Annotated in this window: 13 protein-coding genes; 7 read left to right on the top strand and 6 right to left on the bottom strand. The window is 59.5% G+C overall.

What is annotated here, in order from left to right; genetic code table 11:
- From QZ653_RS14105 to trpB, 5 genes are all read left to right on the top strand, one after another.
- A partial coding sequence (locus QZ653_RS14105) for a 30S ribosomal protein S1 (protein ID WP_296420997.1) occupies positions 1 to 1,130 on the top strand: 1,130 nt, incomplete at its 5' end.
- A gap of 289 nt (positions 1,131 to 1,419) precedes the next feature.
- Positions 1,420 to 1,701, top strand: coding sequence for an integration host factor subunit beta (ihfB, locus tag QZ653_RS14100; RefSeq protein WP_296420995.1), 282 nt, complete (start codon positions 1,420 to 1,422; stop codon positions 1,699 to 1,701).
- Positions 1,702 to 1,710: 9 nt separating this feature from the next.
- Positions 1,711 to 2,061 (top strand): LapA family protein, encoded by a 351-nt coding sequence (locus QZ653_RS14095; RefSeq protein ID WP_296420993.1) that lies wholly within the window; start codon positions 1,711 to 1,713, stop codon positions 2,059 to 2,061.
- Positions 2,062 to 2,067: 6 nt separating this feature from the next.
- Positions 2,068 to 2,718, top strand: a complete 651-nt coding sequence (locus QZ653_RS14090) for a phosphoribosylanthranilate isomerase (RefSeq protein WP_296420991.1) — start codon at positions 2,068 to 2,070, stop codon at positions 2,716 to 2,718.
- 148 nt (positions 2,719 to 2,866) lie between these two features.
- Positions 2,867 to 4,114 carry a tryptophan synthase subunit beta gene (trpB, locus tag QZ653_RS14085; protein ID WP_296420989.1) on the top strand — a complete coding sequence of 416 codons (1,248 nt, stop codon included), beginning with the start codon at positions 2,867 to 2,869 and terminating at the stop codon, positions 4,112 to 4,114.
- Between the two features lie 29 nt (positions 4,115 to 4,143).
- Here trpB and QZ653_RS14080 read toward each other — a convergent pair whose 3' ends face one another.
- From QZ653_RS14080 to pth, 3 genes are read right to left on the bottom strand one after another with little or no spacing between them, the layout of a single operon-like run.
- Positions 4,144 to 4,515 (bottom strand): DUF2237 family protein, encoded by a 372-nt coding sequence (locus QZ653_RS14080; RefSeq protein ID WP_296420987.1) that lies wholly within the window; start codon positions 4,513 to 4,515, stop codon positions 4,144 to 4,146.
- Positions 4,512 to 5,696: a serine hydrolase domain-containing protein gene (locus QZ653_RS14075; RefSeq protein ID WP_296420986.1), complete on the bottom strand. Its 1,185-nt coding sequence runs from the start codon at positions 5,694 to 5,696 to the stop codon at positions 4,512 to 4,514. Before QZ653_RS14075 ends, QZ653_RS14080 begins: the two co-directional genes overlap by 4 nt.
- Before the next feature lie 59 nt (positions 5,697 to 5,755).
- On the bottom strand, positions 5,756 to 6,433 hold the full coding sequence (gene pth, locus QZ653_RS14070; protein ID WP_296420985.1) for an aminoacyl-tRNA hydrolase: 678 nt from the start codon (positions 6,431 to 6,433) through the stop codon (positions 5,756 to 5,758).
- A 152-nt stretch (positions 6,434 to 6,585) separates the two neighbouring features.
- On the opposite strand from pth, the gene QZ653_RS14065 reads away from it, so the two are divergent.
- Complete coding sequence (locus tag QZ653_RS14065; RefSeq protein WP_296420984.1) at positions 6,586 to 7,812, top strand: EAL domain-containing protein; 1,227 nt, start codon at positions 6,586 to 6,588, stop codon at positions 7,810 to 7,812.
- 88 nt (positions 7,813 to 7,900) lie between these two features.
- Here QZ653_RS14065 and QZ653_RS14060 read toward each other — a convergent pair whose 3' ends face one another.
- From QZ653_RS14060 to trpA, 3 genes are all read right to left on the bottom strand, one after another.
- On the bottom strand, positions 7,901 to 8,545 hold the full coding sequence (locus QZ653_RS14060; protein ID WP_296420982.1) for a 50S ribosomal protein L25/general stress protein Ctc: 645 nt from the start codon (positions 8,543 to 8,545) through the stop codon (positions 7,901 to 7,903).
- A gap of 144 nt (positions 8,546 to 8,689) precedes the next feature.
- Positions 8,690 to 9,853 (bottom strand): alpha-hydroxy acid oxidase, encoded by a 1,164-nt coding sequence (locus QZ653_RS14055; RefSeq protein ID WP_296420980.1) that lies wholly within the window; start codon positions 9,851 to 9,853, stop codon positions 8,690 to 8,692.
- Positions 9,854 to 9,979: 126 nt separating this feature from the next.
- Positions 9,980 to 10,771, bottom strand: coding sequence for a tryptophan synthase subunit alpha (gene trpA, locus QZ653_RS14050; RefSeq protein ID WP_296420978.1), 792 nt, complete (start codon positions 10,769 to 10,771; stop codon positions 9,980 to 9,982).
- 141 nt (positions 10,772 to 10,912) lie between these two features.
- Between trpA and ychF the strand changes: the two genes are divergently transcribed.
- Positions 10,913 to 12,010, top strand: coding sequence for a redox-regulated ATPase YchF (gene ychF, locus QZ653_RS14045; protein ID WP_296420975.1), 1,098 nt, complete (start codon positions 10,913 to 10,915; stop codon positions 12,008 to 12,010).
- The last annotated feature ends 107 nt before the right edge of the window (positions 12,011 to 12,117 follow it).

Here is a 12,117-nt window from a genome sequence, read left to right as displayed (position 1 = left end):
AGCGCGCTGAAGTCATCGGCAACCTGACTGAAGGTCAGGAAGTTGACGGCGTGGTCAAGAACATCACCGAATACGGTGCGTTTGTTGACCTTGGCGGCGTAGACGGCCTGTTGCACGTCACAGACATGGCATGGCGCCGTGTGAACCACCCGTCCGAGATCCTCTCCATCGGTGAGACGATCAAGGTTCAGGTCATCAAGATCAACAAAGACACGCACCGCATCAGCCTCGGCATGAAGCAGCTGCAGGCAGACCCATGGGATGCCGTGGCCGCCAAGTACCCGCTGGATTCTGTTCACACGGGCCGCGTGACCAACATCACCGATTACGGTGCGTTTGTTGAACTTGAGGCCGGTGTCGAAGGTCTGGTTCACGTGTCCGAGATGTCCTGGACCAAGAAGAACGTGCACCCCGGCAAGATCGTTTCCACCTCTCAGGAAGTGGAAGTCATGGTGCTGGAAATCGACGAAGCCAAGCGCCGCGTCTCTCTGGGCCTCAAGCAGACCCAGCGTAACCCATGGGAAGTGTTTGCAGAAACCCACCCCGAGGGCACCGAGGTCGAAGGCGAAGTCAAGAACATCACCGAATTCGGTCTGTTTGTTGGCCTCGACGGCGACATCGACGGCATGGTTCACCTGTCCGACCTGACATGGGAAGGCCGTGGCGAAGACGTGATCGGCGACTACCGCAAGGGCGACATGGTCAATGCCAAGGTCACCGAAGTGGACGTCGAGAAAGAGCGTATCTCCTTGTCGATCAAAGCCATGGACGGTGATCCGTTCGCAGACGCAACCGGCGACGTGAAGCGTGGGTCCATCATCACGGTGGAAGTCACGAAGATCGAAGACGGTGGCATCGAGGTCGATTATGAGGGCGCGAAATCCTTCATCCGTCGTTCCGACCTGAGCCGTGACCGTGCCGAGCAGCGCCCCGAGCGTTTCCAGGTCGGTGACAAGGTCGACGTGCGCGTGACCAACATCGACGCCAAGACGCGCCGTCTGGGTCTGTCGATCAAGGCACGTGAAATTGCCGAAGAGAAGGAAGCGGTTGAGCAGTTCGGCTCCTCTGATTCCGGTGCATCGCTGGGGGATATCCTTGGCGCGGCCCTGAACAAGGGCGACGACGACTAAACCCCCCTTTCGGGTTTGAAAATGCAGGGCCCCGTTGGTGAAAACCGGCGGGGCTTTCGCGTGTTCCGCGTGCGCGAATCGCAACCTCAAGTAGGACCGATGCGAACTTTGTTTTTGCGCTGCAGCATCGGGCGGAGGCTTGTGAGGCGCAAATCTTTCGTGAAAACGACTGATATCCCTCAAGATTCCCCGCAGGTCGTTCTTTCGTGAAACCTCAATCCGTCCTATAGTTCGACGTTATGGACCTGCATTACGGGTCCTGCCAGGACTGCCGCAAGAGGAAGACATTATGATCCGTTCCGAGTTGATTGATAAGATTGCCGAAGAAAACCCGCATCTTTACCAACGTGACGTAGAGCGGATCGTGAACACTATTTTCGATCGCATCATCGAGGCGATGGCCAGCGGCGACCGGGTGGAATTGCGCGGCTTCGGGGCGTTTTCGGTTAAAAAGCGCGATGCGCGGCTTGGACGGAACCCGCGGACGGGGGAAGCCGTTCAGGTAGACGAGAAACATGTGCCGTTCTTCAAGACGGGGAAGCTCTTGCGGGACCGGCTGAACGGAAAGTAAACAGGCGACATGAAGTATATCAAACTGACATTCTGGGGTCTGGTGGCCCTGTGTCTGGTCGTCCTGGGGATGGCCAACCGAGAGATCGTGACACTGCGCGCCATGCCGGAGGTTCTGGCCGGACCGTTGGGGGTATCGCCTGATATCCAGATGCCGATGTTCATGGCTTTGTTTATTGGCGTGGCGATTGGCCTGCTGATCGGATTTTTGTGGGAATGGGTGCGCGAGCACAACATGCGCGCCGATGCACGGGCCAAAGCCCGCGAGGTGGCGGCCCTCCAGCGTGAGGTGGATGCACTGAAGGACGAAAAGCACGAAGGCAAGGACGATGTCGTGGCCTTGCTGGACAAAACCGGCTGATCGTTCATGTCGTCTGACATTCGGATCAAGATGTGCGGTCTGCGGAGCGCAGGCGATGTTACGGCTGCGGTCGCGGCTGGGGCGGCCTACGTCGGCTTTGTGTTTTTCGAAAAATCACCACGACATGTGACGATTGACGAGGCCGCGGCGCTGGCTGTCGAGGTGCCGGTGGGGGTCGTCAAAGTGGCCTTGGTCGTCAATCCCGACGATGCCTTTCTGGACCGTTTGCTGGACCGTGTGGCAATCGACATGGTGCAGTTGCACGGATCCGAGACACCGCAACGGGTGGCCGACATTCGCGCGCGGTATGGCCTGCCGGTGATGAAGGCCATCGGGGTCGCGGATGCGGCCGATCTGGCGCAGATTGATGTTTACGCGGACGTGGCCGACCAGCTGTTGATTGATGCCAAGCCCCCGAAGGGCGGCGATTTGCCGGGGGGCAATGGTCTGGCCTTTGACTGGCGGCTGCTGGCGGATCGCAAATACTGGACGAAACCGTGGATGCTGGCCGGCGGGCTGACACCGGACAATGTGGGTGAGGCCGTGCGGCTGACGGGCGCGCGTCAGGTGGATTTGTCGTCTTCGCTGGAATCCGCCCCCGGTGTGAAAGACGCGGCAAAGATTGCAGCCTTCGGGCAGGCGGTCGGAAATCTTTGACCCTGCATCTGTCGTGATAGGGCGGCCCCATTTGCTTGTGCGATAGAAGGGCCGGCTTTGGACGAAAGTCGCCGGCCTGCGGCAGTGTTGCGCTTTACCAAACCGGCGCGGCGTCGTATTCATGCCCGGCTTGGTAGGGAGACGCGCTATGCCTGACGATCTGTTTAATTCCTTCATGAATGGCCCAGATGAAAAGGGCCGGTTCGGTGATTTCGGCGGGCGCTTTGTGTCCGAAACGTTGATGCCGCTGATCCTTGAGCTGGAGGAGCAGTACGAGCACGCCAAGACCGACGACAGTTTCTGGGCGGAGATGCACGATCTGTGGACGCATTACGTGGGCCGCCCGTCGCCTTTGTATTTTGCCGAACGTCTGACGGAGCATTTGGGCGGGGCGAAGATTTACCTGAAACGGGACGAGCTGAACCACACCGGCGCGCACAAGATCAACAACGTGCTGGGGCAGATCATTCTGGCGCGGCGTATGGGCAAGACACGGATCATTGCCGAAACCGGTGCGGGCCAGCACGGGGTGGCAACGGCTACGGTCTGTGCCAAGTTCGGGTTGAAGTGCGTGGTCTATATGGGCGCGCATGATGTGGAACGTCAGGCGCCAAACGTGTTCCGGATGAAGCTTTTGGGGGCCGAGGTGATCCCCGTGACGTCTGGTCGTGGCACGCTGAAAGATGCGATGAATGACGCGTTGCGCGATTGGGTGACCAATGTACGCGATACGTTTTACTGCATCGGCACGGTCGCAGGGCCGCACCCCTATCCGGCGATGGTCCGTGATTTTCAGGCGATCATCGGCAAGGAAACCAAGGAACAGATGCAGGCCGCCGAAGGGCGTTTGCCGGACACGGTCATTGCGGCCATTGGCGGCGGGTCCAACGCGATGGGGCTGTTTTTCCCGTTTCTGGACGACACCAGCGTCAACATCATCGGGGTCGAGGCTGGCGGTAAGGGCGTGAACGCCAAGATGGAACACTGCGCGTCGCTGACAGGGGGCCGCCCCGGCGTGCTCCACGGCAACCGGACGTATCTTTTGCAGGACGATGACGGGCAGATTTTGGAAGGCTATTCCATTTCTGCGGGTCTGGATTATCCGGGCATCGGGCCGGAACATTCATGGCTGCACGAGATCGGGCGCGCCAAATATGTCTCGATCACGGATGTCGAGGCGCTGGAGGCGTTCCAGCTGTCCTGTGCTTTGGAAGGGATCATTCCCGCGCTGGAGCCAAGCCATGCACTGGCCCATGTGATGAAGATCGCACCGGAATTGCCAAAGGACCATCTGTTGGTGATGAACATGTGTGGCCGTGGCGACAAGGACATCTTCACCGTCGCACGCCACCTCGGGTTTGATATGGACGGCCCAGAGGGACGCAGCGTCCAGTAATCACCGCCCGCACTCGGGCGGCCTGCCGCCTATTCCGTCGCGTGTTGTTCCAGCACGTCGAGGGGAACAATATCGAGCGCGCGTTCGTGGGTTGCGGCAAGCCGGACCTGCGGCGCGCAGCCTTCATCATGGGCTTGCAAGAACCGCGCGGCGCACAGACACCAGCCGTCGCCGGGTTTCAGGCCGGGAAAGTTGAATTCCGGGCGCGGCGTGCTCAGATCATTGCCGACGTATTTCGAATAGGCCAGAAATTCCGCCGTCAGCACGGCGCAGACCGTATGGCTGCCGCTGTCCTGCTGACAGGTGTCGCAGGCTCCGTTGCGGAAATATCCGGTCATCGGATCGGTGGAGCAGGGGTGCAGCGGTTCCCCCAGAACATTGCGGGAGGGGTCGGGTCTCATTCGGTCAAAGCCTCTGCGATCTGGCGGAACATCGCGATGTTGCTTTCGGATGCGCCGGGGGTTCGGAAATTGCGGTCGGCCCCGTTGACGGCGATGACCACGCCGCGGGGCCGGTCGATGTAGATGTATTGGCCGTAGATACCGCGCGCCATGAACTGCCCGTCTGTGGCCCCGGGCGGTATCCACCATTGATAGCCGTAGCCGAAATCACCGGGGTCTGTGTTGGCGGATGCGGTGGTCGATTCCTCGATCCAGTCTTCGGACACGATACGGGTGCCAAAGGCCACACCGCCCGATGCGATCATATGGCCGAAAAGCGCGTAATCGCGGGTTGTCAGGTTCAGCCCGCCCAGCACGAAGGCCACGCCATGGCCGTCGGTGACATAATAGGGCGGCGTGCCGGGTTTGAGGGGCGTCAGCACCTTTTCGGTCATCAGATCGGGGATACTGCGGCCTGTCGCACCGCGGATCACCATGCCGATGACATGGGTGTCGATGGACACATACTGCCAGTCCGTGCCGGGCTGGGCGAAGGTTTCATCAAGCCCTTCGGCAAATCCGTCCATCGACCGCCCCAAGGCCAGCACGCGGCCCATACGGTTGATGTCGGACCAGAAGTCCAGATAATCCTCATCGAAGGTCACGCCCGACGACATTTGCAGCACGTCGCGGATGGTGGCCCCGTCATAGGCGCTGCCGGAGAGATTTGGGACATATGCGGTGACCGGTGCATCGAGATCGGGGATTGTGCCGTCTTCGTGAAGGACCCCCATGAGGGTGGCGAGGAAGCTTTTCGCGACGGACCAACTGATCCGGCGCGAGGCTGCGGGGGTGTCCTCCCCCTGGGCGGTCAGAGGGTAGCTTTCGTGCCGGATAACGCCGTTGCGGGCGACGATAATGGCGGTGACGGCACGGTCCTTTACCCATGTGTCGAAGCCTGCGGGCATCTCCATGGGTGCACCGGTGGACAGGGTGTTCACCACATCGGTGTCGGGGGTCATTTCAGTTGTCAGAAACAGATCGTCCATCGCGATGAAATTGCCCACGATCCGGTCTTCGGAGAACAGGGAATTGACGGCCAGAAGGCGTGTGACCCTGTCGCGTTGCCATGCTGCGATCACAAGGGCGAAAAGAACCAGCGCGCCGATCGCCACGGCCAGTATTTTTAGAATTCTCGTCATTGTCCTGTCCCTTTTTGGGAAGGGTCGCACGGGCATGACAGGGCCGCAAGCCTTCCCGTCTAGCGGAAACGGTCCGCCAGTTTTTGCAGCGGGGTGCGGGTGTCTTCCTGCGGGGCGGGGGGCGCCTTCGCTGTGGTTTTCGGCTTTGGCGTGGTGGTCGAGGACCGCGGCGGGGTCACGCGCAGGGCCACGGCGTTCAGAAATCCGGGGCCGTCGCCTTCGGCCAGTTTGTGCGCGCCGTCGGACAGGCCGCGCATCACATCATCCAGCCAGTCGGCTTCGGCTTTGGCAAAATCTGACAGGACATAGCCGGGCACGCGGTCCTTATGGCCCGGATGCCCCACGCCCAAACGCACACGGTCATAATGGGGACCGATATGCTGGTGAATGGAGCGTAAACCGTTGTGGCCTGCATGGCCGCCACCCGCCTTGACCTTGACCTTGGCGGGGGCCAGATCAATTTCGTCGTGAAAAACGGTGACGTCCGTGCTGTCGAGTTTGAAGAACCGCATCGCCTCACCGACGGACTGGCCGGATAGGTTCATAAACGTCGCAGGTTTCAGGAGGACGATTTTTTCGGTCCCCAGTTTGCCTTCGCTCACCTGGCCCTGAAATTTGGCCCGCCACGGGGCAAAACCGTGATCATCCGCGATCCGGTCGAGCGCCATAAATCCGATATTATGACGGTTGGCTGCATATTTCGCGCCGGGATTTCCAAGGCCAACAAAGAGTTTCATGGGCTGTTCTATAGCGGCTCTGACGAGGAGCGCCTAGCCCCGGACGGTTGCGAAAACATTTAGGTAAATTTTCACGGTCTTGACGGCGACATGGTAACCACTTGTTGAGTTTCTTGCGGCACAACAGGCGCAGACTTCTGGAGAGACAATTCATGACCGGTGTTGCCCCCGCTGCAATCGCCCTTGTACCTCGGATGGTTCCCGAAACAGGCGACCTGACGACGAATGCCCTCGCGTTTTTGCGCAACCATCTTGATATGGACATGGCCTTTCTGTCGGAAATCAAAGGCCACCAGATGGAGTTGCGGGCGGTAGATGCACCCGGGTTTGAACATCTGGCGTCGGTCGGCGACCTTCTTGACCTTGATGATGTCTATTGTCTGCACATTCTTGAAGGCCGCTTGCCGGAACTGATCCGCGACACCAATGACATTCCGCTGTGTCAGACAATCGCGATTACATCGCGCGTCAATGTGCGCGCCCATGTCAGCGTGCCCATCTGGCGCACCGATCAATCTGTCTTCGGGATGTTCTGTATCTTGGGCCGCGCGCCGCGCCTGTCGCTTAACAACCGTGACCTTGAGGTGGTGAAGGCCTTTGCCGCACTGGTGGCCGACGACGTCAACGTCACACTCGATGGCGAAGAACAGACGATCGCGAAACGGCGCACCATCACCCAGATCCTGGAAACCGGCGGATTTGATATATCGCTGCAGCCCATTCAATGCCTCAGGGACCAGACGATTGCAGGGTATGAGGCGCTTTGCCGGTTTAATCCCGTTCCCTATCGGCCCCCCAATGTCTGGTTTCAGGATGCCGCAGATGTGGGGCTGCAACTTCAACTGGAACTTGATGTGATCGAAAGGGCCTTTGCCCTGCTGCCCGATTTGCCCGGCGACTGTTACCTATCGGTCAACACCTCCGCCGGGACGCTTGCGTCGGGCCGGATCGCATCGCTTGTTCCGGACCGGGACGGGCGGAATATCATCATGGAAATCACGGAACACGCGGCGATTGAGGATCTTGATGTCCTGCTTATGGAAATTGACCGGCTGCGGGATATGGGCGTGCGGATCGCGATTGACGATGCGGGCGCGGGGTATTCGGGGCTGCAACAGATCATCCGCCTTCGGCCGGATGTCATCAAACTCGACATGTCCCTGACGCAGAATGTGGATCAGGACGTTGCCCGCAGATCCCTTGCCTCGGCCATGGTGAAGTTTGCGGCTGATACAAAGGCCAAGGTTGTGGCCGAAGGGATCGAAACCGAGGCGGAACGACAGACATTGCGCCGCATCGGTGTGGAATTGGGGCAGGGCTATCATCTGGGGCGGCCGACGCCGGCCCGCGAGGTTTTGAAAACCCTCAAATCAGCCTGAGGTCATCGAATGATGCCGCAGGCCAGACAACGACAAAGGGCGCGCCCTGCGGCACGCCCTTTGAAAGAATGGATCGTGTGAAAGAGGCTTACTCTTCCACGTTCTCGGCGGGAACCTCGTCTGCGGGAACCTCTTCGCCCTCGTCCTCATCTTCGGAGGCCAGAGTGGACGGTGCCTGAATGTTTGCGATCACGAAGTCGCGGTCGATGGTCGGTTTTGCACCCGATGGCAGATCAACGGAATTGATCGTGATCGTGTCGCCCACCTCAAGACCGGAGAGATCGACGGTGATGTTTTCAGGAATGTCACCAGCCGTCACGACCAGTTCAACCTCGGGACGGACCACTGTCAGGATGCCGCCCTTTTTCAGGCCGGGGCATTCTTCTTCGCCGGTGAATTCGACACCGATGAACAGGTTGATCTTGGACGTGCGCTTGAGACGCATAAAGTCGAGGTGCGTCGGCAGATCCTTGACCACATCGCGCTGTACGTTGCGGCAGATGACGCGGACGTCGTCGTGGCCGTCAACCTTGAGGTTGAACAGCGTGGACAGGAAACGGCCCGCTTTCAGCTTTTTGAACAAGACGTTGAAGGGCACGTTGATCGCGATGGGGTCTTCACCACCACCATAGACAACGCCGGGCACAAGGCCGTTGCGGCGTGCCTGACGGGCAGCGCCCTTACCGGTGTCGGTGCGCAGGGTTGCTTCGAAATCTGGAACTTGACCAGCCATTTTATAGTCCTTTCAATTCGCGCGTCGCCGTAGTCTCGGGGCGACCCACTTTGCCATGTCAGGACCACACGTGGCCCCAGTGAAGCCGTGCCTATAGGACGGATTCCCCTGTTTGAAAAGCCCTTTGTGGACGGCGTGGGGGCGTCAGGCCCAGCGGCCTTCAAAATCCTCGGGCACCAGCACCATATCGCGATCAAAGGTGTTCACGTCGCGGCGCCCGCACAGGGCCATGGTGATGTCGAGTTCGCGGTGGATCACCTCCAACGCTTTTGTCACACCCTCCTCGCCCATGGCACCCAGACCGTGGATATAGGCGCGCCCGATCATGACCCCCTTGGCCCCCATCGCCAGCGCCTTGAGCATGTCCTGACCGGACCGGATGCCGCTGTCGAGGTGGATTTCAACCTTGTCGCCCACTGCGCGGACGATGCTGGGCAACATGCGGATGGACGACAGAGCGCCGTCCAACTGGCGGCCACCGTGATTGGACACGATGATGGCGTCTGCCCCCACTTCGGCGGCCATTTTGGCGTCTTCCACGTCCAAAATCCCCTTCAGGATCAGTTTGCCGCCCCACTTTTCCTTCAGCTTGCGCACGGTGTCCCAATCCAGACGCGGATCAAACTGTTCGGCGGTCCATGAGCTGAGCGAGTTCATGTTGTCCACGCCTTTTGCGTGCCCCACGATGTTGCCGAAACTGCGCCGTTTCGTCTGCAACATTTCAATCCCCCAACGCCATTTGGTCGCCAGATCGGCAATGACGGGGGGTGTCATTTTGGGCGGCGCGGTCAGCCCGTTCTTGAGGTCCTTGTGCCGCTGGCCGAGAATTTGCAGATCAAGCGTCAGCACCAGCGCCGAACAGCCCGCCCGTTTGGCCCGTTCGATGATGTTGTCGACATACTCCTCATCGCGCATCACATAAAGTTGGAACCAGAACGGTTTTTCGGTGTGTTCGGCCACGTCCTCGATCGAACAGATGGACATGGTGGACAGGGTGAAGGGAACGCCGAATTTCTCAGCCGCGCGGGCGGCCTTGATCTCCCCATCAGCGCGCTGCATCCCCGTCAGCCCCACAGGGGCGAGGGCCAGCGGCATGGTCACATCCTGCCCGATCAGGGTGCTGGCGGTCGTGCGGTTCGTCATGTCGACCGCGATACGCTGGCGCAGGCGGATTTTGTCAAAATCGCTTTCGTTGTCGCGGAAGGTTTGTTCGGTCCATGACCCGCTTTCGCAGTAATCATAGAACATTTTGGGCGTGCGCCGTTTGTGAAGACGTTTCAGATCGTCGATGGAGGTGATCACGGGCATGACACGGCCTTTTCGCTGAATTGGTATGAATGACTTACCAATTCAGGCAATTCGGCGCAAGTCTGCGGTGGGCGCATTTTCCGATTGAGAAAGTGTCCTCAGATTCTTTTCAGGAATTTGCCGCGTTCAGGCGCGGTGGGCGCCATCCGCCAGGGATTTTACAAAGGCCAGCACATCGGCCACCGGTTCACCCGCGCCGATTTTTTCGACAATCGCCGATCCCACGACAGTGCCGTCGGCCACACCTGCGATGTCTTGCGCGGTTTCGGGTGTGCGCACGCCAAAGCCCACGATCACCGGCAGATCGGTCGAGGCTTTGATCCGTGCAACCTCTGGTGCCACATCGGCGGCTTGGGCCGCAGCAGCGCCTGTCGTGCCGGTGACGGAGACGTAGTAGACAAAGCCGGAGGTGTTCTGCAGCACTTTGGGCAGACGTTTTGCATCGGTCGTGGGCGTGGCCAGACGGATGAAGTTCAACCCGGCCTTCTGCGCGGGAATACACAGCTCATCATCTTCTTCGGGTGGCAGATCGACGATGATCAGACCGTCGATACCCGCCTCTTTGGCTTGGGTGAGGAATGTTTCCACCCCGCGCGAATAGATCGGGTTGTAGTAGCCCATCATGACGACAGGGGTCGTGTCGTCGGTTTTGCGCAGTTCACGGGCGATGTTGAGGGTCTGGTCAAGAGTCATGCCGCCGTCCAGCGCCCGTTGGCCCGCCAGCTGGATCGTCGATCCGTCGGCCATAGGGTCGGTAAAGGGCAGGCCCAGTTCGATCACATCAACACCAGCGCCGGGTAGGCCTTTGACGATCTCAAGCGAGGTGTCGTAATCGGGATCGCCCGCCATCACATAGGCCACAAATGCCTTTTTGTCCTGTGCGGCCAGTTCGGCGAATTTGGCGTCGATACGTGTCATGTCCTGCGATCCTTCAGCGAAAACCCCATGCGGTTTGGCGCAGGGGCGCGGGAAAATCAATGCCCCTTATTTCATTGGGGCGCTTGCGGGTCGCCCCCGTGCCAATTAGAAGCGCGGCTGACACATCAAAGGAGCGTCGTCATGGGTTTCAAAATGGGTATTGTCGGGCTGCCGAATGTCGGAAAGTCCACACTTTTCAACGCATTGACCCGCACGGCGGCAGCGCAGGCCGCGAATTTCCCGTTTTGCACGATTGAACCCAATGTGGGTGAGGTCGCCGTGCCGGATGCGCGTCTGGACACCTTGGCCGGCATCGCGAACTCCAAATCCATCATCCCCACGCGGATGACCTTTGTGGATATCGCGGGCCTTGTGAAAGGTGCCAGCAAGGGCGAAGGGCTGGGCAACCAGTTTCTGGCCAACATCCGCGAAACCGATGCCATCGCCCATGTGCTGCGCTGTTTTGAAGACGGTGACGTGACCCATGTGGATGGCCGCGTCGATCCTGTGGCCGATGCCGAAACCATCGAAACGGAACTGATGCTGGCCGATCTGGAAAGCATCGAGAAACGTCTGCAAAACATCGTCCGCAAGGTCCGTGGTGGCGACAAGGACGCTGTGCAACAGCAACGTCTGATGGAACTTGCCAAGGCGACATTGGAAGACGGTAAACCCGCCCGCGTGGTGGACGTGGACCCCGACGACCGCAAAGCGTGGAAGATGTTGCAACTGCTGACCACGAAACCGGTGCTGTACGTTTGCAACGTGGGGGAAGCCGAAGCGTCCGAGGGCAACCAACACTCCGCCGCCGTGGCCGAAATGGCCGCCGCACAGGGCAACAGCCATGTGATCATCTCTGCCCAGATCGAAGAGGAAATCAGCCAGTTGGAAGACGACGAGGCAGAGATGTTTCTGGAAGAAATGGGCCTGAAAGAGGCCGGTCTGGATCGCCTGATCAAGGCGGGCTACGAATTGCTGCACCTTGAGACCTATTTTACCGTCGGCCCGAAAGAGGCCCGCGCATGGACAATCAAGCAGGGCACATTGGCCCCGCAGGCCGCTGGCGTGATCCATGGTGATTTCGAGAAGGGATTTATCAGGGCGGAAACCATTGCCTATGATGATTTTGTGGAACTTGGGGGCGAACAGCCTGCCAAGGAAGCCGGCAAGATGCGCGCCGAGGGGAAGGGCTACACCGTCAAGGACGGGGACGTGCTGCACTTCTTGTTTAATACATAAAGCGGACGATTTCCGACTTGCCCCACCCCGACCGCTTGGATAGACGGGTCAGCGGAGACGTGGCCGAGTGGTCGAAGGCGCTCCCCTGCTAAGGGAGTAGGCCCGGA

The sequence above is a fragment of the Pseudooctadecabacter sp. genome, from assembly GCF_020627745.1.
In the GTDB taxonomy this organism is placed as follows: Bacteria; Pseudomonadota; Alphaproteobacteria; order Rhodobacterales; family Rhodobacteraceae; genus Octadecabacter.
Note: the sequence above shows the minus strand (reverse complement) of the source record. Positions and strands in the feature narration are given on the sequence as shown.